General features: G+C 63.0%; 13 protein-coding genes, 2 tRNA genes and 1 pseudogene. 7 read left to right on the plus strand and 9 right to left on the minus strand.

Annotation, left to right across the window (positions count from 1 at the left end):
- Positions 1–338 precede the first annotated feature (338 nt).
- Both D4766_RS07835 and D4766_RS07840 read right to left on the minus strand, forming a co-directional pair.
- Positions 339–6,815: a YDG domain-containing protein gene (locus D4766_RS07835; protein ID WP_120716953.1), complete on the minus strand. Its 6,477-nt coding sequence runs from the start codon at positions 6,813–6,815 to the stop codon at positions 339–341.
- A gap of 23 nt (positions 6,816–6,838) precedes the next feature.
- On the minus strand, positions 6,839–8,566 hold the full coding sequence (locus D4766_RS07840) for a ShlB/FhaC/HecB family hemolysin secretion/activation protein (protein WP_162935707.1): 1,728 nt from the start codon (positions 8,564–8,566) through the stop codon (positions 6,839–6,841).
- A gap of 137 nt (positions 8,567–8,703) precedes the next feature.
- On the opposite strand from D4766_RS07840, the gene D4766_RS07845 reads away from it, so the two are divergent.
- Complete coding sequence (locus D4766_RS07845; protein WP_120716955.1) at positions 8,704–9,807, plus strand: helix-turn-helix transcriptional regulator; 1,104 nt, start codon at positions 8,704–8,706, stop codon at positions 9,805–9,807.
- 622 nt (positions 9,808–10,429) lie between these two features.
- Here the strand turns inward: D4766_RS07845 and D4766_RS07850 are convergent.
- From D4766_RS07850 to D4766_RS07865, 4 genes are all read right to left on the minus strand, one after another.
- Positions 10,430–10,506: transfer RNA gene (locus D4766_RS07850), tRNA-Arg, on the minus strand.
- Between the two features lie 330 nt (positions 10,507–10,836).
- Positions 10,837–11,337: an ImmA/IrrE family metallo-endopeptidase gene (locus D4766_RS07855; RefSeq protein WP_120716956.1), complete on the minus strand. Its 501-nt coding sequence runs from the start codon at positions 11,335–11,337 to the stop codon at positions 10,837–10,839.
- A complete protein-coding gene (locus D4766_RS14210; protein ID WP_120716957.1) occupies positions 11,298–11,606 on the minus strand; it encodes an ImmA/IrrE family metallo-endopeptidase in 309 nt (102 codons plus the stop codon). Before D4766_RS14210 ends, D4766_RS07855 begins: the two co-directional genes overlap by 40 nt.
- On the minus strand, positions 11,603–11,893 hold the full coding sequence (locus D4766_RS07865) for a hypothetical protein (RefSeq protein ID WP_120716958.1): 291 nt from the start codon (positions 11,891–11,893) through the stop codon (positions 11,603–11,605). Before D4766_RS07865 ends, D4766_RS14210 begins: the two co-directional genes overlap by 4 nt.
- Before the next feature lie 445 nt (positions 11,894–12,338).
- Here D4766_RS07865 and D4766_RS07870 point away from each other — a divergent pair.
- The 6 genes and pseudogenes from D4766_RS07870 (at position 12,339) to D4766_RS07895 (ending at position 20,119) form a co-directional block, all read left to right on the plus strand.
- Positions 12,339–13,509 (plus strand): annotated as a pseudogene (locus D4766_RS07870) (IS3 family transposase).
- A 69-nt stretch (positions 13,510–13,578) separates the two neighbouring features.
- Entirely contained in the window at positions 13,579–14,874 is a 1,296-nt protein-coding gene (locus D4766_RS07875) for an APC family permease (RefSeq protein ID WP_120716959.1), read from the plus strand.
- Between the two features lie 261 nt (positions 14,875–15,135).
- Positions 15,136–15,519: a hypothetical protein gene (locus tag D4766_RS13810; protein WP_162935708.1), complete on the plus strand. Its 384-nt coding sequence runs from the start codon at positions 15,136–15,138 to the stop codon at positions 15,517–15,519.
- 621 nt (positions 15,520–16,140) lie between these two features.
- Entirely contained in the window at positions 16,141–18,225 is a 2,085-nt protein-coding gene (locus D4766_RS07885; RefSeq protein ID WP_120716961.1) for a TonB-dependent siderophore receptor, read from the plus strand.
- Complete coding sequence (locus D4766_RS07890) at positions 18,225–18,803, plus strand: hypothetical protein (RefSeq protein ID WP_120716962.1); 579 nt, start codon at positions 18,225–18,227, stop codon at positions 18,801–18,803. Before D4766_RS07885 ends, D4766_RS07890 begins: the two co-directional genes overlap by 1 nt.
- Positions 18,800–20,119, plus strand: coding sequence for a PepSY-associated TM helix domain-containing protein (locus D4766_RS07895; RefSeq protein WP_120716963.1), 1,320 nt, complete (start codon positions 18,800–18,802; stop codon positions 20,117–20,119). The genes D4766_RS07890 and D4766_RS07895 overlap by 4 nt, the downstream gene beginning before the upstream one ends.
- Positions 20,120–20,922: 803 nt before the next feature.
- Here the strand turns inward: D4766_RS07895 and D4766_RS07900 are convergent.
- The 3 genes from D4766_RS07900 to D4766_RS07910 form a co-directional block, all read right to left on the minus strand.
- A tRNA-Leu gene (locus D4766_RS07900) sits at positions 20,923–21,009 on the minus strand.
- Between the two features lie 83 nt (positions 21,010–21,092).
- The gene (locus D4766_RS07905) at positions 21,093–21,488 is read right to left on the minus strand and encodes an acyl-CoA thioesterase (RefSeq protein WP_120716964.1); all 396 of its coding nucleotides are present in this window, start codon (positions 21,486–21,488) and stop codon (positions 21,093–21,095) included.
- A complete protein-coding gene (locus D4766_RS07910) occupies positions 21,485–21,997 on the minus strand; it encodes a hypothetical protein (protein WP_120716965.1) in 513 nt (170 codons plus the stop codon). The genes D4766_RS07905 and D4766_RS07910 overlap by 4 nt, the downstream gene beginning before the upstream one ends.
- Positions 21,998–22,005: the final 8 nt, after the last annotated feature.

Genomic DNA, 22,005 nt, shown 5'->3' on the forward strand with positions numbered 1-22,005 from the left:
ACGGCGCGGCCCCGGCATGATCGGGGCCGCGCCAAGCGGCCGAGGGTGAATAGTCAAGGGCCGAATAAGCGGATACATTTCTATCCGGTTTTGGGCCGAAAGCGGAATGACAGGTGCTAATTAAACCCACGCGAAAGCGGACACCCGCCTGCCGGAAAATGCAGTGTCTGCTCCATTCAAATTGCACCAACAGCTTCAGCCGGACGATTTCATACCACGCGAAGCGCAGTGACGGTCTTGAAAGATCGTAAACCTCAGCCGCAGGGTGGATGCGTTCGCTAGACCGATTTCCGGCGTTGTTGTGCTTCTTCAAAAAGAATTTTCGGCTGCCGCCGGTATCACAAAGTGCAATTCCGGTCGTCTTTCGGACAGAGATCGTCCACTTGAATCGATATCCCGCTTCCGCCACCAAGACGCTCGACTTCGCTCGGTAGCTGAAGCGTGCGAAGCGTGTTGGGTACGGGGGTCGGTCGCACTGTGAACGTCCCGCCGATGAAGGTGATCGTGTAGTTCGCTCCTGCGGTGACCGAGCCTTGGCCAATTGCGTAGTTTCCGACGATTTCGCCTGGCGCGCGTTGTAGGGTTCCTGTGAGTGAATCACCGGCCACGAGCCCCGCGCCGCCCACCGTGTAGGTCAGAGCCGGGTCGATCTGGCCCTGCGACTTCGACCCGTCGACGGCGACAATCTCGATCGCTCGCCTGAGGATGTCGGCGAGAGCCGTCGTTGGCAGCGTCAGCGTGTAGTTGCCGCTATCCACGCCCGCCAGCGAGGTTCCAGCGGCTCGAACCGTCTTGTCGGTTCCTGCGTTCGGATCGACGAACGTGAAAGTGGTGCCTGTGGTCGAGACCGCGTCGCCTGCGACGACGCCCGTCAGCGTGACCGTGCCGGTCGCCGCGATGGTACCGTCATAGACCTTGTCGTTCACACTCACCGATCCGGTGATCGCTTTGGCAAGAATATCGGCCAGCGCAGTCGAGGTGCCGGTCAATGTGTAGTTGCCTGCGTCCGTGCCGGTCAGGGTGGTCCCCGATGCAGTGACGATCTTGTCGGTGCCGGCGTTCTTGTCCGCAAATGCGAACGCCGTACCGCTGGTGCCGACGCTGTCACTCGCGACGATACCGGTCAGCACCAGCGATCCTGTCGCCACGGTCGTGCCGTCGTAGGTCTTGTCGTTCGCGCTGGCCGTGGCCGTGATTGCCTTGGCGAGGATGTCGGCCATCGCGCTCGTCGGGACGTTGACGGTGTAATTGCCCGCGTCTGCGCCGGTTAGCGTCGTGCCGCTAATCGTCACGCTCTTGTCGGTGCCCGCGTTCTTGTCGGCGAAGGTGAAAGTAGTGCCGCTGGTCGCAACGCTGTCGCCGGAAACGACGCCGACAAGCGAAACCGATCCGGTGCCTGCGGTTGTTCCGTCGTACGTCTTGTCGTTCGCGACCACGGTGGCGGAGATTGCCTTGGCGAAAATGTCCGCCAGTGTCGAAGCCGGGATGGTTAGCGTATAGTTGCCCGCGTCGGCCCCGGTGAGGGTCGTGCCGGCGATGACGACAGTCTTGTCCGCTCCGGCGTTCTTGTCGGAGAAGGCGAACGTCGTGCCCGCCGTATCCACGCTGTCGCCCGCGACCACACCGACGAGCGAAACCGAACCCGTCGCCGCGGTTGTTCCGTCGTACGTCTTGTCGTTCGCGACCACGGTGGTGGAGATTGCCTTGGCGAAAATGTCCGCAAGCGTAGTTGCCGGGACGGTCACGACGTAGTTGCCCGCGTCCGTGCCCGTCAGCGTGGTGCCGCCGATCGTGACCGTCTTGTCGGGCCCGGCGTTCTTGTCGGAGAATGTGAATGTCGTACCGCTCGTGCCCAAGTCGTCCCCGGCAAGAACGCCGGTAAGCGCGACTGAGCCGGTGGCGGCGGTCGTGCCGTCGTAGGTCTTGTCGTCTGCGGAGACCGTAGCGCCGATGGCGCGCGCGAAAATGTCGGCCAAGGTTGTTGCCGGTACGGTCAGTACGTAATTCCCGGCATCCGCGCCGGTGAGGGTGGTGCCGCTTACGATCACGGTCTTGTCGGTGACGGCGTTCTTGTCGGAGAACGCGAAGGTGGTGCCGCTCGCGCCCAGGTCGTCTCCGGCCACCACGCCGTTCAATGACACGGACCCGGTCGCCGAAGCGGTGCCGTCGTAGGTCTTGTCGTCGGCCACCACCGTTGCGCCGATCGCCTTTGCGAAGATATCGGCGAGCGTGCTGGCCGGTACCGTCAGGCTGTAGTTGCCCGCGTCGCTTCCGCTCAGCATGGCACCGCTGATGGTGACCGTCTTGTCCACCCCCACGTTCTTGTCGGAGAAGGTGTAGGTCGTGCCGGTGATGGTCACGTCGTCTCCCGACAAGAAGCCGGCGGACGAGATGCTGCCGGTGCCGGCCGTGGTTCCGTCGTAGGTCTTGTCGTCGGCCGCTGCAGACGCGGTTACCGGTTTCGGCGTCACCGTGAGCGTTCCCGCGTCGCTCAGCGCGATGGCATAGCCCCTGGCGGCCGCCAGAGTGCCAAGCTCGATATCCATGACGTACGGGCTGCCTGCGACATCGGCTCGCTCGGCGGCGCCGACCGAAGTGATCGTGGGCGATCCGCTCAGGGTATTTGTAGCCGTATCGGCGAGATAGGCCCCCGCCACGCCCGGCTGAAAACCGCTGGCGGTGTAATAGCCGTCCAGCATACCGGTGAGGTCGGTCCCGTAGACCTTGCTCAGGCTGGTCGAGGATATTGTCAGCGTGGGCTGGAAAGCGAAGACATAGCGATTGCCGGACACCGCGCCTGGCGCCAGCGTGGCGATCGTCGCGTTCCAGATTGCGGTATTGCCGCTGTCGAGATTGCCGAAGGTGTTGCCCGCCGGCCCATTCGAATAGACGACCCAGTGGTCGCTGGCGGTGATCGCATCTGCGCCGCGGTCGTTGATGAAATTGCCGTCAGCCGAGAGCGCGACGATCCGGCCGGTGACGCTGCCGCCGCTGCTCACGGTAAGGTCGCCGGTCGTCTTCAGGGTGACGTCCTGCCCGGTCGCGGTAACCGGCCCGGTAACCGACAGGTCGGCAAGCGTATTGACCATTACCGTTCCGCCTGCGCTCAAGCCGGCGAGCGTATCGATCCGATTGGCGCCCGACAATGTCAGCGCTCCGCCGGTATTCGCGGTGAAAGACGTCACGACGATCGAGCCGGACGAGGCCACCGACGACGGTGCCAGGGTGCTTCCGATCGCCAGCGAAGCGGCCCCGCCCGAGACATTGCCGAAGGTCAGGGCGCCGCCGCCGTCGAGTGCGATCGACGTCCCCGCCGAGAGGTCGCCCAGCGTCAGCGCGCCACCTGCCCCGCTGTCGACATCAATCGCATCGGCGGCACTTAGTGCACCGGTGGCAATCACCGACCCACCGGTGGAAGTCAACGCGATGTTGGAACCCGGCAGGGTCTCGGCAGCGAACACGACAGAGGTCACGGAACCGGGCGACCCAACGAGGGAGGCTCGATTGGCGTCGGGTCCCGTGCCGGTTGCGGTCGCGGATGCGATCGAAATCGTCCCGTTTGCAATCACGTCGACGTCATCGCCAGCAATCAGATTGCCGCCGGTGAACTCCGTGCCGGCCCGCACGACGAGGTCCTCGCCCGTCGAAACGTCGCCGATGGTGGTCGAACCACCCGACTTGAATAGCGCGGTCGCAGCGACGAACCCGGCCGGCGCCGGGTTAGTCACGTCGCCGACGACGATATCCTGCTCGGCGCTGACGGCTAAAATCGAGCCTCCGTTGGCGATATCGCCGGTGGTGATGTAACCGGTCGCGCCGCGGGCCTCAATCGTCACGAGAGCGGAGTTGCTCGTGGTCGTGATGTCGCCGGTCGAAACGCGCCCGCCGTCCGCAGCGATGGCTTTGAATGACGCGCCCGACAGGTTCTGCGTGGTGATGTCACCGCCGGCGCGCAACCGGATCGTCGCTGCCGTGGCATCGCCTGTCAGCACGAGCGAGGACGGCCGCATCGAATCTCCGATGGCGAAGTTGCCCACCGCGCTGACGGTGCCCGCGGTTGCCGCGCCCGAAGTACCGGCATCGATGCTGCCGGCCGACGTGAGGTTGCCGAGGTCGAGCGCTCCGCCACCCATGCTGTCGACAGCGATGCTGCCCGAGGTGATCGTCGTGATCGAAGCGGTGGTGATCGCGCCTGGCGCTGTCAGCGCCGCGTCACCGGCGGTCGCGGAAACCGCGCCGGCGGTGATCGTCGAGGCGATGCTGTCGATATCGATCGCGCCGTTCGTCGAGGTGACATCGCCAAGCTGGACCGCACCCGCTGCGCGCATCACCGCCGCTACGCCCTGCGCGGCACCGGTGATGGTCAGGCTCGACGGCGTGGTCGTGCCGCCGATGGTGAGCGTGCCCGATCCGTTGTCGTCGCTGTCCGCCGTGGCCGAGGCGAGGGTGACCGCGCCGGTCCCATCCACCGTGATAGCGCCGGTCGCGGCAAGCGCGCCCGCTCTGGTCGAGGCTGTGTCTATGTCGATTCCGCCAGCGGTCGCGGCGATTGCCAGCGCATTGAGCGCGCCAGTCGAATCGAAGTCGACCGAGCCGGCCGAGATGTTGCCCGAAGCGGTGATGCTCGACGGATCGACCGACCCGCCGACCGCGAATGCGCCGCCCGCGGTGGCCGAGCCGAACGTAACCGATCCGCTGGTATCAGCGGTCAAGGTGGTCGCGGCGGCAAGATTGCCGAGGTTGAGGTTCCCACCTGCCGTGCTGTCGACGTCGACCGCTCCGGTCGTCGAAGCGATCGAGGTCGCGGTGATGCCATTGCCCGCCGTGAGCAACGCATCCCCACCCGTGGCCGACACTGCGCCGGCAGAAATGGCGCCGTTTGTGCTGTCCACATCGACGGTTCCAACCGCCGAAGTCACGCTGCCGAGATTGAGATTGCCCGAAGCCTGAAGGTCCACAAACGCGCCGCTGGTCGGCCCGGAGATGGTTAGGGAGGACGGCATGGTGGTAGCGCCGATCGCAACGCCTTCCGCGCCGGTTCCGTCTGAATTGGCGGCGGCGGACACCAGCGCAATCGTGCCGGTCGCATCGAGGAGGATCGCACCGGTGGCGGCCAGCGCGCCGCCATTGATCGAGCCGCTGTCGAAATCGATCGAGCCATTGGTGGCGGTGGCATTCTGGATCGTGATCGCGCCGGTCGCATCGAAATCGAACGATCCGGCCTGAAGCGCACCCGTGAAGCTGATGCTCGACGGATCGACCGAGTCGCCGATGGTGAACGCGCCGCCCGCGACCGCCGTCGTTCCCTGGACGGATCCGCTCGTATCGAGCGTGATGTTCGTGGCCGCGTTCAATGCACCGAGCGACAGATTGCCTCCGCCCGTGCTGTCGACATCGATTGCCCCGGTGGTCGACGTGATCGAAGCCGCCGTGACGGCTCCCGCCGCACCGACCGTCGCATTGCCACCCGTCGCCGTGATTGCGCCGGAACTGACCGATCCGGACAGCGACGTCAGGTTGACGGTCCCGGCAGTCGAGGTGGCGGAGCCGGTCTGAAGCCCATTGATCGCGATGAGGAAAACGCTGGTCCCGCTGGTCGCGCCGCTGACGGTTACTGTGTTCGGCACGAGGCCGTTGACCTGCACCGATCCGCCGCTCGACGTGAGGCTGTCGAACGTCGCGCTGCCCGCGTTGTCGGTCTGGAAGCGGATGCCGCCGGCCGCCGAAACGCCGCCTGCGTCGATAGTTTCGGCGTTGAGAGTTGCGAGCCCGCTCGTGGCGGTCAGATCGTCGGCCGTCAGCATGTCGCCGACGTTGAGCGTGATGGCGCCAGAGTTTGCTGCCTGTGCGAAGGTCAGGTCGCCGCTCACGTTCGCTGTAAGGTCACCGGTTGTCGACAGCGCGCCGTTGACGTCGACATCCGGCATGGCCGCGCCCTGCGCGATCAGGCGGATGCCGTTGGTTCCGGCAGTGGCGGTCGTGGCGACGTCGGCATCCACTGTCAGCAGCGCATTCATCGCGCCAGCCGACGTGACGAACACGAAATCGGCGCTGTTGCCCTTCACCGTGCCGCCGATTTCCTGCGATGCAATGGTGGTCCCGGCATTCAGCGTATAGCTGATCGGGCTTCCGGGGGTGAAGTTGACGGTCACGTCCGTTGCAGCGACAAAAGCCGCAGCGCCGGTTCCGGCATCGAATGTCCCGGTAAGACTGAGACCGGGGCTGGCGAAGAACAGGGTTCCGTCGGTCACGAACTTGGTGCCCGAAGGGGCGATCATAAACGTCGAAGACGCCGGGTTTGTTGAGAACTGCACCGAACCCGAGCCGTTGCCGGCAAGATTGGTGCCTTCGTAGAAATCGAAGAAATCGGCGTCGGTGACGCTCAAAGTCGAGGCGTAGAAGCTTGACGCATTGACCGACGTATTGTTGCCGAACAGGATTCCGTTCGGGTTGATCAGCCACAGGTTGACGTCGGCAGCGTTGATCGTCCCCCCGGTGTCGGAGAAACTCCCACCGATGACGCGGTTGAGGAGCGACGCCTGGGCCGCGGCCGAGCCGTTGGTCACGTTCAGCGTCGTGCCGCCGGGAACGTTGAACTGGTTCCAGTTCGCCACGACGACGGGTGCCAGGACGCTGATGTTAGCCGTGTTCGCGTCTGGGTTGGAGATGGTGATCTGACCGGGGTTGCCGGCACTATCCTGCGCCGTGACGAGATCGCCCGAATTGACGAGTTGCCCCATCGCGGGCGCGGCGAGGGCAAACAGCGGAAGCGCCACGCTGGTGGCGAGGACGGTGCGGAGATTGCGTGCGAGCATGGCTGCGATTCCTTTGCTGGCGCTTAGCGGGCCGACGGGCCGAACGAGGCGGTGAGGGAGACGAGAAACCGGTCAGGCGCGCGCTTCGCGAGCGGCAGGTCGAGCGATTTGTCGAAAGGATGGGCATAGCCCGCGTCGAGGACGAAGCGGTTGCCGAGATAGAACCGCGCGCCGGCGCCCGCCGACAGCAGGCTCCGCCCGTTTTCGGTCGTGAAGCGGTCCTCGTTCCAGATGCGCACGGCGTCAAAGAAGGTATAGGGTTCGATCGTCACGCGCCGGACGGGTACCGTAATGCTCGGCTGGACCCGCACACCGAGCGCGCTGTCGCCAGAGGTCGCCGAAGGATCGTATCCGCGACCGATTGTGTAGTTGCCGACCGAGAACTCCTCGAACGCAAGCAGAGCCTTCGCCGAATACTGACCCTGCAACTGTGTGAGCAGGCCGAACCCGCCCCAGCGCATCAGGTTCGAAAAGCCACCGCGCACGACCAGCGCAGTCGGATCGCCGTCCAGCTTGCTGGGGGAATACCCGCCAGACGCGATACCGCGCTCGCTCGCGCCGAGAATGTCGAGACCCTTGCGCACTTGCAACGTGCCGGAGAACAACGATGCGATCGATCCGTCGGGCGCGAAACCGCGACGCGTGCCCTCGACCTTGGCGAAGGCGACGCGCAGCTTGTCGCGGGTGACCGGGACGGAAACGCCGCTGGCGACCAGATTGCTTTCCTGATCGATGATTTCGAGGCCGCCGCCGACCGTACCGCGCGCCGCCACGGTGCGTACGACGGGCGTGTAGCCTTCGATCGCCCCGAGCAGGGATTTCGCGCGGATAGGCAGGCCGATATCGGGCCGCGATTTCGCGTAGGCGAGACTGCCGCCGAAAGTCGTTCCGCTATCGAGCGAGAAGTAGTGGCCGCCCTGAACGCTCCACTGCTCCTCGAAATCGAGCGAGCTGCTGGCTCCGATGAACGTGACGTCGGCAAGACCTGTCAGGCCGTAGAACTCCGCGCGCGCGGTCCCGATCTCACGCCCTAGGGATCTGGATCCGAAGTTGTTGACATTCGCCGTCAGCGCGAAGGCCTTGCGGGTCACTGCCAATCTGCCGACTAGCTCGCCCGGGCGGCCCGCGGAGGCGAGGTTCAGGTTGACGTCGACGCCGGGATTGTCCGATGCGAGCAGCAATTCGCGCTCCAGGTCGGCGGTTCGCAGCGGATACAGGTTTTTGAGCCGCTCGATACGCGCGGCAATCCGGGCAGCCTGTCCGCCGCTGTCGCCTACGACGTCGACGCCGACCAGCCGGCCCAGCAGCACCGCAAGCCGGACCGTGCCGATCGTTTTGCCGATTTCCTGCTCTGGGATCGTCACTGCGGCGATATAACCCGCGCTGCGCAAGCGGTCGGCCGCAGCGTCGCGCAAGGCGCAGATCTGCGACAGCGGTTGGTTGCCCGCAACCGGCTCAATGCCCGCGAGCACCTGCGCAACATCCGCTGGCAATGTTTCGCCCGCACCATCTGTAAAGTTTACAGACCGAATGTCGGCGGCGAGATCGCTAGCAGAAAAAGGGCAGGCCGCGGTCTGAGGCGGGCGCTCGACCGAAACCTGCGTCGTGGTTTCCGGCGGGGTCAACTGCGGCAGTTCGATCTGCTCGCGGCTCGGCAGAGCCTGCGCCATCGCCGGGCCGCCAGCGCCCGCCACCAGGATTGCAGCAACGACCGCGCCTGCGCGCGGCCGGGAATAGCCTTCATTACTCATCGGATTGCCTGACCCCCTGTCCCAGCGCGAAACCTAAACGGAGGTAGGGCATCAGTCATCCCCCATTTGAGGTATATCGACTGAGAAGGCGTCTTTTTGGCTTGTGCAAAAAGCGTTTGCGACTTTACCAAAGGACGGTGAGAGGAGATGAAAGCCACGCAGAGGCTATCCGGCTGATCGAGGATGCAGCCGTTTCGCGCGGCAGCTGGCGATCGGCGCTGGAAGCAATCGCGGTGGCCACAGGTTGCCGCACTGCCCAGCTGATCGGCTTCGATCCTGTCAGCGGTGTGAGCTTCAACATCATGACCGGGATGGATCCCGAAGCCTTACCGGAATTTATCCTCTCAGGCGGCGCCGACCCGAGAATCAATTCTCGCGTGCGGACGGGCTTTGTTCGGGGCGAAATGGACATCTTCGATGATGCCAGTTTCACGCCCGAACTCGATGCGATGCGCTCGCCCGAGTTCGCCGACTGGATAGAGCGCAATTCGATCGGGTATTCGCGTCTCGTCAATGTATTCCGGGAGGATGATTGCCTCATCGGAGCGGGTGTGCTGCGCGACACATCCCAAGGCGACATGCCGCCGGACCAGCGCAAGAGGTTCGATGCTCTTGTGCGCACTTTATCCAATGCCGTGAAGGCGCGCGTCACATTGGAAGGAGAGCAGGAAAGACTGATCGCCGGCACGTTCGCAACGATCGGTAAGGCAGCGTTCGTCTGTGCCGCCGACGGGCGAGTATTGGCGATGTCGCCGCTCGCCGAAGACATGCTGCGCCGCGGCAACTGGCTGGTCGCACCCAACGGTTTCCTCGTTGCGGCGCACCATGCGAGCACCACAGACTTCGCGATGGCCCTCGCCGACGCTTTCGATCCGATCGCGGCCCGGCCCGGTCCCGGTTCCACGGTGCTGCGCGACGGGGACGGAAGCCCCTTGTTCATCCGTTTCCAGCCGCTGCCCGCCACTGAATCGCTGCGCTTTCGCCGCGCGGTGCTTGTGCTGCCGTCGCTGCTCGATCGGCGTGTGGAGGACCTCGCAGCGGTCGCACGGCAGGTTTTCGGGTTCACCGCGACCGAGGCGTTGATCGCCGCGCATATTGCGAACGGCGCCGGACCGCGCGCGATCGCTCGCCTCACCGGTTCTGCGGAAAGCACGGTGCGCTCCCATCTCAAGCGGATTTATTTCAAGGCCCATGTCGCTACACAAGTTGAACTCGCAGCCACCGTGATGGGACTAGCGTGACAGTCGCTTGAAAAGGTCGTTAGTCGGATTGGCTTGGCAATAAGCACACAAGGAGGCTTCTCGAGACTTCAGATTCGATAAAACGAGCGCTGTTAGGGCAAGTATCAGCCATCGGTTCTAGTCTAAAACAGCGACAGCTTTCGGGCTTAAGTTGCGACCGCTCGAAAGACCAGGTTTAGGGCGCAATGCGGCCATTAGTAAAAGTCGGCGCAAGCCGCTGACAAATCATTACAGGACCGAAATTTAAGCGCGTAAGCCATAGCTTCGGATTGAAAACTTACTCCGTCGGTCGAGATAAACAGCGAGTCGGTTTGCATTCTCTCAAACCGAGAGAGGGTGGTCGGACTGATACCTGCGGGTTTATCGACGCGCGCTCATCCGCATGGGCCGCGCATGGGCCCATGCAACAATTGAGACGAACTACAACAACTGGGAGCGTGAGATAGCCCTTGCTCCGTCTGATCCCCGTTGCCCGAAAGGCGAGCAACGCATCTTCACCAGAGACTGAGCGACGGTAGTCAGATTGCGGACGGAACGGATGATATGGCGCCAAAAGAGCCTCGTGTTCCGTTCGCCACACCGGAGAGCAAATTAGCCAACTTCGCAGGAATGGCAGAAAAGCTGGCGCACCCGACAGGATTCGAACCTGTGGCCTCTGCCTTCGGAGGGCAGCGCTCTATCCAGCTGAGCTACGGGTGCATGCGTGCCGGAGGCGCGCGCTTAGCAAAGCGTTTTGCAGGGCGCCAGCGGGTAATCTGGGAAACATCCTGGTGCGCGACGCAGTCCCGAGCGAACCGGTCTCATCCCTCATTTCCCTGCTTTGCAGGGAATCTACAGGGAAAACACAATTTTTCGGGCCGGATTGACTTTGGGGGGACCTCGAAAACCGAAGGATTCCGCCATTTCCCGAGACGAACAGGGAATTTATCCTGCCTGAGCAGCGTAGTGAAATCGAGAAACAGCGAATGCGGAATGCCATAGCAGCGTAAAGGCGTGGCTCCGAACTGCTGCGCGGAAAAGGGACAAGTCTCAGCCGTCGTCGCTCAACTCGGCATGGAGTAGAACGGTCGCCCAACCGCCGGCTTGCGCCAAGCCCTGCTCGCTGAGGACCGCAACTTTGCGGGCACCGTACTCACCGAGCCATATCTTGGGATCGCACTCCACCACCTCGGATATCTGGCCGGGAACGAAGCCAAAGTCGAATGCGATCGAGTCCTCGGGTGCCCGCTGAGCGCGGCAAGGTTCAATCCACGGGAAGGCCTTGGAACGATACACGCGATCGATCTTTCCGGCCCGAAGGATGATCACGGCCAGGGTCTGGCGATGCGCGTCGATATAGCCTCGAGCCATCGCTTCCCGGCTGACGCCGAACTTGCTCGCGAGGCGGACGATCTCTGCAAGGTCGGGATTTCTCGAAGTCAGGTTGGAGAGAATTCGGGCGGGCGGCATGAGCAGGCTCGCGGCGAAACGATTGGCCTCAGCCTCGACTCTCAGCCGGCGGTCATGCTTTCCGGCGTCGGCGGTTCGCAAATGATCGAGCGTGCATGAAAACCCCCGCCGGGTGTGGGCATGTGCGTTGGAATCAGGAAGTGACCCAGTTCATGGGCGATCGAGAGGCGCCGCCGCTCTGGTCGCCGACTTGGGGCGAGGACGATCGAACCAAAGGCCTTATGCCAAGCTGGCGACAGACTTCCTCGATCGCGAAGTTTGGCGGAAGCCGAGGCGCAAAGCTGATGGATGCGCCGGGCGAGCTCGGTCGGGGAGCCCAGTCCGTCGAGTTCAAGCCGATCGAGGCTCAATCGCGAAGCTCGCGCCGCTCTTTCAGGATTTCCATCATCATCTGAATGGTCTCGCGATCGCGAGTGTCCATGTTTTTGAGATCCCGGAACACGGCCACCGTCTCCGCAGGTTGGTCTTCGGCATCAGGGTTTTCGCCGACGAGGTCTGCGACGCGCACTCGGAAAAGCTGGGCCAGTTTGAGCACGAGTTCCATCGACGGGTTCGCTGTAATCGTCTTGCCCAGGCGGCGATGGCCGAGTTGGTGCGCGGGATCGAGGAGGAAGATCGTCGGCTTCGCGTTGATCATTACGCGACTGCGATCGACTATTAGCATGGCTGGGAGCAGGAGATAGAATACGCTCGAGCAAATGGTCTGTCCGAGCCGACCCCGCTGCCGCATCCTGGCGACGTCATTATCGACGCCCGCACCGCCGAGGTTCGCTACGCCGGACCAAAGACGCCGGAAGAGAAGGAGCGATGGGACCGGCTCCTCGCGTTCCGCGACGAGCAGCAGGAGTTCGTGACGTTTGCTACCGAGCGCTTCCGGGAGACCGCGGAGAGCGAACGCGAGCAGCGCGCGCGGCGGCTCGCGAGGTGGCGGCAAGCGCAGGCCCTCTACGACCGGACTAACGATCCCCTTCCCGATCGATATCGCAAGCGGCTCGAAGACCGCGGGTACGGCGAGGTGGTCTGAGCCCTTAGATTTCCTCCAGTGATTAGTAGAGTCCGGCCTTCGACAAGGAGACGGACGGATGAAGCGGAGCAGGTTCAGCGAGGAGCAAATCATCGCTGTTTTGAAGGAACAGGAGGCTGGGATGCCGAGGGCAGACGTGTGCCGCCGTAACGGGATCAGCTCGGCGACCTTCTACAAGTGGAAGTCGAATTATGGCGGGCTGGAAGTGTCCGATGCCCGGAGGCTGCGTCAGCTGGAGCAGGAGAACGCACGGCTCAAGAAGCTATTGGCGGATTCGATGCTGGACAACGCCATGCTCAAGGAGATCAGCGCAAAAAAATTCTAGCGCCCGGTGCCAGGCGGCAGGTGGTGGCTCATCTCCAGGAGGTCTTCGAGGTGAGCCAGCACCGTGCCTGAGCGGTGCTGGGCGCTGATCAGACGACGGTGCGCTTCGTCAGTCGTCGGCCTGACGATGCGAAGGCGCGCGAGCGCATCAGGGAACTGGCCAGACAGCGGCGCCGGTTCGGCTATCGTCGGCTGCACTGGCTGCTGTGCCGGGAGGGATGGGCAATGAACCACAAGAAGTTCCGGCGGCTCTATCGCGAGGAACGGCTGCAGGTGCGCCGTCGTCGTGGTCGCAAGCGGGCCCTGGGCACGCGGGCGCCGATCACGATCCCGCAGGGACCCAACCAGCGCTGGAGCCTCGACTTCGTCTCCGATGCCTTCGCCTGCGGGCGCCGGTTCCGAACTTCGCCGTGGTCGATGATTATAGCCGCGAGTGCGTGCGCCTGATCGCCGATACGTCGATCTCTGGCGCGCGGGTCGGGCGTGAACTCGATGCGGCGGTCTTCGAGCGGATGGCGCGGCCCCATACGATCGTCAGCGACAACGGGACCGAACTGACCAGCATGGCGATCCTGCGCTGGTCGAAGGAGCGGGGTGTCGAGTGGCACTACATCGCGCCGGGCAAACCCTATCAGAACGGGTTCATCGAGGGCTTCAATGCCCGCCTGCGGGACGAGCTCTTGAACGAGACGATCTTCACCCGCCTCGCCCATGCTCGCCGGGAGCTGGAAGCCTGGCGGCACGACTACAACCACTTCCGGCCCCACTCGAGCTTGGGGAACCGAACCCCGGTCGAGATCGGGGCTGGATCAAGCAGCAAACCGTATCGGGGGCATGCCCCCGATACGGTTGTTGCCATCACGCTAAGCGAAGGGCATCAAAACGACCCAAGGCTCTACTCGTAGATGGTAGAAACTTCGGGCTCAGACCATCGAATATCCTCGGAGGCGTGAACAAAACCCGGTGATGACACGATGAGTCAGACACAGCCCGATCGCCTCCAACGCGAACTCGGCATCGGCGGCGCGACCATGATGGGTCTAGGCTCCATGGTTGGAACCGGTGTGTTCATCAGCATCGGCATAGCAGCAGGCGCCGCAGGTCCCGCTGTCATCCTCGCCATCATTCTCGCAGCAGGGGTCGCAACGTGCAACGCCCTGTCGAGTGCGCAGCTCGCTGCCAGTCATGCGGTCAGCGGCGGCACCTATGAGTATGGCTATCGCTATCTCAGTCCCACCCTCGGCTTCACCGCTGGTTGGATGTTCCTTTGCGCCAAGAGCGCTTCTGCGGCTACCGCGGCTCTCGGCTTCGCGGGCTATTTCCTGCGCCTGATGGGTGGCAGCTTGGATTACATGGCTTGGGTTGCCGTCGCCGCGGTTGCGTTGTTCACTATGCTCGTTCTTGGCGGAATAAGGCGATCGAGTTGGGTGAACATGGTCATTGTCTCGATTACGCTGCTCACCCTTGGCTCATTCATCGTCTGGGGCGCTCCGATCGCTGTTGCCGAGGGTGAGAACAATCTGGTGCCCTTCTTCACCAGCAGGGAAGGCAACCTGCTGGAGCCGTTCCTCTATGCGACTGCCCTGATGTTCGTTGCCTTCACTGGCTATGGGCGGATCGCCACGCTCGGGGAAGAAGTGAAGAACCCCAGGCGGACCATCCCGCGTGCTATCATCGTCACCCTTATTGTGACGGCGCTGCTCTATGTAGCCGTCGCGGCGGTCGCCATCAGCAGTGTCGGCGCGGACAGGTTCGCCAATGCGCCGGGTGCGCGGGCAACGCCGCTGGAACTTGCGGCCCGAGCGATGGACGCGCCGTTGCTGGCGCGGCTGGTCGCGGTCGGTGCAATCACCGCGATGCTTGGGGTTCTGCTCAACCTGATTCTTGGGCTGTCGCGGGTCCTCCTTGCTATGGGAAGGCAAGGGGACGTTCCCCCTTTCTTCGGCCGTCTTTCGAAGGAAGATGCGTCGCCTGCTGCCGCCGTGATCGCTGTCGGTGTCCTCGTCGCGACGCTCGCCTCCCTGGGTAGCATTGAGACAGCGTGGGCATTCAGCGCGTTCACAGTGCTGGTGTATTACGCGATCACCAATCTAGCCGCTTTGCGACTGCCGGAGAAGGAGCGCCTCTACCCTCGCTGGGTCGCGCTTACCGGCCTCGCCGCTTGCTTGTTTTTGGCGTTCTGGGTTCCGGTGTCGATTTGGATAACCGGTTTGTGCGTCATCGGGATCGGCCTCTTGTGGAAGAGATTCCTGCCCCCCTTGTGGCGCTAAATTGAAGCACCCCCACCTACCGGCGCAGCGTCGGCTTCTCACTCCATGATAGCCTTAGGGTGACTCTAGAGGGTGCCCTGACAGCGGCCTGGCGGCTTTGTATTTTGGATCATCAAGGACATTCACCCCGGTGTTTGGCATACCCTTGGTGCGGGAGTTTTGATTACGGGAGGCTATTATTTAGCTGCTTCGATGGTTTTCCCGGCCGAGTCCGACAGTCACGATAGCATCGATGAACGTTATTGGCAGCATAAGCGGCAGGTGATCGGCATCATCTTCGTGTGCACGGTCGCTTTGCAACTGTTCGGACTTGCACTTGGGCGGGTCTGGTACCCCACCGACACCGCTCTCAACTTAACCGTGTTCGCAGTTCAGCTATTCAACTTCTGGGTGCGCGGCCCGCGCCTCAACATCGCTTGTCTCGCTGTTCTGATCCCACTGATGGTATCGATCTTATCATCCCCCGAGCAGCTTTGGGAGGTCCGCTTTCCACCCCAATCGTGGCCATTGCTAGGAGCTTCGGGCGATCCTGAAAGCTGCCACCTGTCGGCAAAGCGTCCATCGGCAAGATATGGGCTGGCAGCAGTCTGTCGGCTTTCCAGCAAACGCAGCGAAAAACGGCCATTCGGCGCCTCCCAATGGTAACACTTAGGCGCAGATGAATGTCTTCCCCGCCTGTCATTTACGATCGGGCAACTGGGGAAACAGCGCCGCTCGCGCCATCAACCTTGCAAGTGCGTAGAGAGAGCAGAGCAGGTTGGGAACCGCCTCTTCTCGGATGAAAAAAGACATGGTCGCTCGCGCTCGCTCGGGACGACCTGCGCGCAGCGCACTCACCAAGCTTAGGATAAGCGCTTCGTGCTCGTGGACCCGCGTACAATGTGCGGACCCAAACCGCATGATCTCCAGGGCATCGCGATTGAAGATCGTCATCGACACATGAAACGGGGTAAGGGCGGCGGTTAGGCCGTTCCGGGAAAAAGACGGCCCTATACCTAGGCAGGGACATTGCCCGCCGGGGACCGCGGCCACCCAGGATCGCATGGCGGACAGTAAAAAGCGCGTACCCCGATCGAGGCCGTCAACGTCACGGTCGATAAACTCATACATGAACAGAACACTCCGTCGACGGCAGCCCTTGCAACCAGCCTGCGCTTGTCGAAATCGAGCCGAGGTCTGTCAAGACCTTTTGCGAGTGGTTCGCAATAGCATTGCATATGCGAGCGAATCGTAATAACGGGGCGGCAAACAACAGCAGGGATCATCATGCTTCGCTATCGTACCGCCATTCTGTGCGCCTCCGCGCTCGTGTCCTGTCCGGTCCTTGCTGGTGAGATGGCAGACACCGAACAGCGCGAAATCATCGTGACCGGCGCGCGCGATGACGGCAGCACCGCCACCAAGACCGACACCCCGATTATCGAGACCCCGCAGCCGATCACGGTCATCGATGACGCCCTCTATCTTGCCCAGGGTGCGGTCAGCGTCGGCGACACTCTCAATTACGTATCCGGCGTGACTACCAACCCTTACGGCCCGGACAGCCGCGTAGACGGAGCATTCGTGCGCGGAATCAACGCGCTCCAGTTCCGCGACGGAATGCGAGACATCTTCAGTTACTACGCGAGCATTCGCGCCGATCCGTACAACTTCGATCAGGTCGAGCTCGTACGTGGACCGGCCTCGGTTCTGTTCGGGCAAGGCGCGCTCGGCGGCATTATCAACTTGGTTTCTAAAAAGCCTGAGTTCGAGAAGCACGGCGAGGTGTCGCTCCGCTATGGATCGTTCGACCGCAAGGAGGCACTCGTCGATTTCACCGGTCCGCTGAACGATGCGGTCGCGGGCCGGGTCGTCGCCCGCGTCCGCGACGCCGGGACACAAACCGACTTCGTGCCCGACGACAGGGTGATGGTCTCGCCGTCGGTGTCCTTTCGGCTCTCGCCCGACACCGAGTTGACCTTCATTGGCCTCTACCAGGAGGACGATAGTGGCTCGACCTCACAGTTCCTGCCGCTTGTCGGCACCATCCTACCCAACCCGAACGGCCAGCTTCCCGACAGCCTGTTCATCGGCAAACCCGGCTGGGACCGTTACGACGGCCGCCTGCTTCAAGGTACCGCCCTACTTTCGCATAGCTTTGGAGGCACCGCGAAGCTCAACCTGAAGGCGCGCTACATCGACAGCGACCTAACCTACTTCACGCATTATCCGGACAACTATTCGAACCCTGGCAACCCTTTCCTCGATCCCGACCAGCGGATCATGGGTCTCTATGTCGATGGCAGCCTGGCGCGGATGGAGATCTTCTCGACCGACAACAACGTCCAGTTCGACTTCAACACCGGGGCAGCGGTCGAGCACAGCGTTCTCGCCGGCGTCGATTTCAGCTTCAATCGCGTGCGCAAGACGGGCGGCTTCGCCTATGAAGTGTTCGATATCTACGACATCGATTACGATTCACTTTCGGACTACGGCGGCGGCCTGCCGACACCGACTTACGTGGCCGAGGACGTCCAACAGGACCAGCTTGGCGTCTATCTCCAGAACCAGGTCCGCTTCTTGGACCGGATTTCCGTCGTCCTAGGTGCCCGCCGCGACTGGACCAGCGCGCGAAGCTTCGCCAGCCCGCGCCAGTTCGACAGCGCGACGACGATCCGTGCCGGCGTGATCGGCGAGATCGTCGCGGGCGTGTCGCCCTTCTTCAGCTACACCGAAAGCTTCGAGCCGATCGCCGGCACGGCGAGCGACGGTACCGCGTTCATTCCCAAGAGCGGCCGCCAGTACGAGGCGGGGATCAAGTTCCACCCGGCCGACCGCATCCTCATGACGGTGACAGGCTACCACATCCGTGAGAGCAACCGGCCGGTATCCGACGACAGCACGACCGATCCCTTCGACCAGATCCAGATCGGCTCGCTCACGTCCAAGGGCATCGAGTTCGAGGGGACCGCGTCGCTGCCGGGTGATCTCAACCTCATTGGCAACATGAGCTATAACGAAGCGGAAATCGACGGTACCGACCGACAGCTCGACAATGTGCCCAAGATCAATGCGTCGTTATGGGCGACCAAGGGCTTCGATTTGTCGGAAGACACATCGCTACTGATCGGCGGCGGCGCGCGATACGTCGGCAAGAACCGCTCGTACGGACCGACCTTCCCGAACGGGATTGTCACTCCGTCCTACACCCTGTTCGATGCCTTCGCGGAAGTGAGTTGGAACCGGTGGGCGTTCACTGTCAACGCGACCAACCTGTTCGACAAGCGGCATTATTCTGCCTGCCTGGCCCGCGGCGACTGTTTCATGGGAAGCGAGCGCAACTTGTTCGGCACCGTGAGCTATCGGTTCTGATGGCGTTCGAAAGTAACCTCGTGGCCGCAATCCTCGCTGGTGTCGCCGCCGTCGTGGTCCTGCGCAGTTCATGGCAACGGCGAAAGCGCTCCGCCATACTGAATGTCGCTGGGTGGAGCCTCGGCGTTCTCGCCATTGCGCTCGGTTGGCAAGCTGCGGGCGCTTGGGGCGCGACAATCGTCACACTGTGGGCGATGGGCGCAGCCTATGCGGTGCTGTCGATCGCGGCGATATCGGCCCCGGCTGCTAAGGTAAAAGCGTCGAACCGCCGCGCGGGAATGTTGCCAGAGCAAGGCGAGCCTCTGCGTCTCGGGCGACGGTCCGCGACGTTCTTCATCGTCGGCGCTGGTGCGCTTCTCGGCGCGATTGCCATAGCGGTCGCGACCCGGTGGCTCGCGTCTGCGACCGGTGCAGACGCAGCCAATGCGACCGTCCTGGCGTTGTTCGCCGCACCGCTCGCCTATACCCTGCTTGCCTTTTTCATGTTGATGACAACCAGCCGCCGGGCCCAGTTTGGCTGGATCGGGGCAAGCATCGCCAGCGCCGTGCCGGCGATCCTGATGGGGAGCGCGTTATGAGCGGAACGATAGAGCCGAGCACCGTCAAGCGGTCGCTATCCGTCCATGCCGCGATCGGTCTTATCGCAGGGGCGCTGCTCTATCTCGTCTCGCTCACGGGTACGCTCGCGGTCTTCTACTCCGAGTTGCAGCGCGTGGAGCAGCCGGATGCGCCCGAAATGAGCACGATCGATCCGCATGCAGTTCAGCGCGGCGTCGAGGCTGTCCTGAAGAGCGAGGCCGGCAAGCCGACGACAACGCACCTCTACGTCCACCTGCCGGTCGCCGACCTGCCCCGAACGACCATTTCGACCGACACCAACGCGGTACATCTCGATAGCGCCGGCAACATCGCTCGAGAGGAGGAGATCGCTTGGTCGGATTTCCTCGTCGAGCTGCATTACACGCTCAACCTGCCGAGCCTCGTTGGCATCACCATCGTCGGTATCCTCGGCGTGATGATGCTCGCGCTGGCGCTGTCCGGCGTCGTCGCCCACCCACGCATCTTTCGCGATGCGTTTCGCTTGCGGGCGCGCGACGGCGGCGGAGTGGGGCTGGCAGACTGGCACAACCGCCTTAGCGTCTGGTCGCTGCCGTTCTCGGTGGCGATAGCGTTGACCGGCGCGCTCATCGGCCTCGCGTCCCTAACGGCCTATGCAATCGCCGCCAACGACTACGGGGGCGATCTTGAGGCAGTCTACGGTCCTGTCTTCGGCGAGGAAGGCGAGCCCGACGCCACGGCCGCAGCCGCGCCCAATGTCGCTGCAGCGCTGAAGCACATGGCTCGCGAGTATCCCGGAGTTCGCGTCACCTACGCAATCCTCCATGATCCTCTGACCAAAGGGCAGCATGTCCAGATCGTCGGCGAACATGAGCGCCGCCTTATCTTTGGCGAATACTACGCCTTCTCGTCCGATGGACGCTTCGAACACACGGCAGGATTGTCCGATGGATCGCTTGGGCAGCAAGCCGCCGCGTCGACCTATCGCCTCCATTTCGGTACGTTCGGCGGACTAGGGGTCAAGCTTGCGTATCTGCTGTTCGGACTCGCCCTTACCGCAATATGCGCGACCGGCACCTACATCTGGCTCGGCAAGCGGCAAAGGCGCGGCGTTCACGAACCACGCCTGCGTGCAGCCTGGAATGGAGTCATCTGGGGCGGGCCGATCGCGCTGGTGACGTCCCTGCTTGCGCGCCTTGCGTTGGGCAACGAAGCGCCATTCCCGGCGATATTCTGGGGAACGCTTTTTCTCGTTATCGTTGGAGCCGTCATAACAAAGCAAGCTCGGCAACAAAGCCTTGACCCATTAAACGGGCGCAACCTGAATGCGACGTAGACGCGCGTTTCGCTATTCTCGCCCGTAGCGAACCGACCGCTTCCCCGCCAGGACTGCGGTTACGGTCCTTCTCACTACCTGAAACGGAATCCGATTGACGTCCGCTTTCGGACAGGGCGGATCGAAGGGCGAATGGCGAATATCAGGGCGCAAAGCGGTCGGACCGAAACTTTGCCGGTTGCAGACTGTCGGCTTCCTGTTCCAGAAGCAAACGAGCTGCCATTCGACCAGCGACCGCATTGCGGACAATGAGAAGGTTCAGAATTTCCGACCTCTCAATCGAAAAAAAACCGGTAAAGATCGCACCCTTTGCTGTAATTAGCCGGAAGCCCGCGCGTCGCGATGACGGGCTCGCTAACGCTGGTGGCCGAGGCGCACCAGGCCAGGCAACTCGTGTCGGCCACCCTTGGCAAGTCTATCGCCAGCACTGCCCGCGAGCAGGGCGGTGCCGCACGCGGCTTGCAAAGCTGGTGGGGCTCTCGTGCCTCGCGCCCGACAGCGTCACCGCCATCGTCGATGGGCGGCAGCCTGAGCACCTCACGGTCATGCGGCTGACGAGTGCGCCGCTGCCCCTCGCTTTGGACCGACCAGCGCCGCGAGCTCGGCTTCACTTGAGCCATTCCATCTGTAGTTAGAATTTTTGCGAGTGAGACGGCGGGCGAATTGCGCCCGGGTGGCTCGCGATATCTGCGCGTCTCCGACCGCACTCGACACGGCCAAGGACCAGAAAGGCCGCGGAACTGCGCCATTCCCGGCGTCAGTACCGCGGCCTTTCTGATCCTTGCGGATCATTCAGGACTGTGTGGTGCGGTCGAGAAGACTCGAACTTCCACGGGCTTTCGCCCACAACGACCTCAACGTTGCGCGTCTACCAATTCCGCCACGACCGCACATCGGATGGGATTTGAAGAGCCGTAGCTCTCCGGTAGGCGCGCGCCTCTAGCAACGCCCTTGCCGCCCCGCAAGCGATGATTCAGTCGAGGAACGGCGCGACCATCTCGCGCGGGACGCGGGCGATGCGCATGGTCTCGCGGTCGATCAGCGCCCACATGCTCCTTACCTCGACGAGTACCTTGCCCGCCGCATCGCGAAAGACGACGTCGCGCGGCATCCGCGCGCCTTGCGGTCCGGCCGGCACGTGCGTTTCGGCCGTCACCGTCTCGCCCAGGCCGACGTTGCCGCGATAGTCGATCTCGTGGCGCAGAACGACCCACAGGTACCGCTCGACGAAGTCCGGCGCGGCGTCGGCGAGCCAGTGCGACGTGGCGGCGGCCTGAACCCACTGCAGCCAGACGGCATTGTTGACGTGGCCCAGTTCGTCGATGTGCTCCGGCGCGGCGGTAAAGCGGACGGTATGGCGACTGCTCATCGTATCGTATGTTCCAGTTCGATGTGCACCAACCGCCACGACAGGCCGCGACGCACGAAGCGATAGGTCTTGCCGCCCGGCCGGTCCGCACCGCATGCGGCGAATCCGGACAGGCCGCGGCGTTCGATGGACCAGTTCGCGGTCGTCTCGAGCATACGGGGCATCGATCCCGTCTGACTGTCGTCGTCTGCGTCTAGAACGGTCCGGATACGCTGCGGCAGGCCGTCCCATGCGGCGAACTGCCATTGGCCGTAGGGTTCGACGACCAGCATCCGGATCGCGCGCGGATCGGACAGCGCATCGAGGACCACGCCCTTGGTGAGCGGCGGGGGATAGCTATCAACCGCAGGTTCCGTCTGCGCCGCAAATCCGGCGCGAACGGCATCGCGGTCGTACAGCCGCGCAATGTCGGCCGGACTGGCGTCGAAATCGGTCAGCGCGGCCAGCGCCAGGCGAGGGGACCAGGCGTACCAGGCCCATGCCGCCAGCACGGGCAGGAGAGCGAACACAACGACCG

It is taken from the genome of Tsuneonella amylolytica (genome assembly GCF_003626915.1).
GTDB classification, from domain to species: Bacteria; Pseudomonadota; Alphaproteobacteria; order Sphingomonadales; family Sphingomonadaceae; genus Tsuneonella; species Tsuneonella amylolytica.

What these genes read in the sequence shown, in the direction of transcription:
- D4766_RS07835 (WP_120716953.1), bottom strand. Translation starts at nt 6,815, where the DNA reads ATGCTCGCACGCAATCTCCGCACCGTCCTCGCCACCAGCGTGGCGCTT.
- D4766_RS07885 (WP_120716961.1), top strand. Translation starts at nt 16,141, where the DNA reads ATGCTTCGCTATCGTACCGCCATTCTGTGCGCCTCCGCGCTCGTGTCC.
- D4766_RS07865 (WP_120716958.1), bottom strand. Translation starts at nt 11,893, where the DNA reads ATGATCAACGCGAAGCCGACGATCTTCCTCCTCGATCCCGCGCACCAA.
- D4766_RS07895 (WP_120716963.1), top strand. Translation starts at nt 18,800, where the DNA reads ATGAGCGGAACGATAGAGCCGAGCACCGTCAAGCGGTCGCTATCCGTC.
- D4766_RS07890 (WP_120716962.1), top strand. Translation starts at nt 18,225, where the DNA reads ATGGCGTTCGAAAGTAACCTCGTGGCCGCAATCCTCGCTGGTGTCGCC.
- D4766_RS07840 (WP_162935707.1), bottom strand. Translation starts at nt 8,566, where the DNA reads ATGAGTAATGAAGGCTATTCCCGGCCGCGCGCAGGCGCGGTCGTTGCT.
- D4766_RS07905 (WP_120716964.1), bottom strand. Translation starts at nt 21,488, where the DNA reads ATGAGCAGTCGCCATACCGTCCGCTTTACCGCCGCGCCGGAGCACATC.
- D4766_RS07875 (WP_120716959.1), top strand. Translation starts at nt 13,579, where the DNA reads ATGAGTCAGACACAGCCCGATCGCCTCCAACGCGAACTCGGCATCGGC.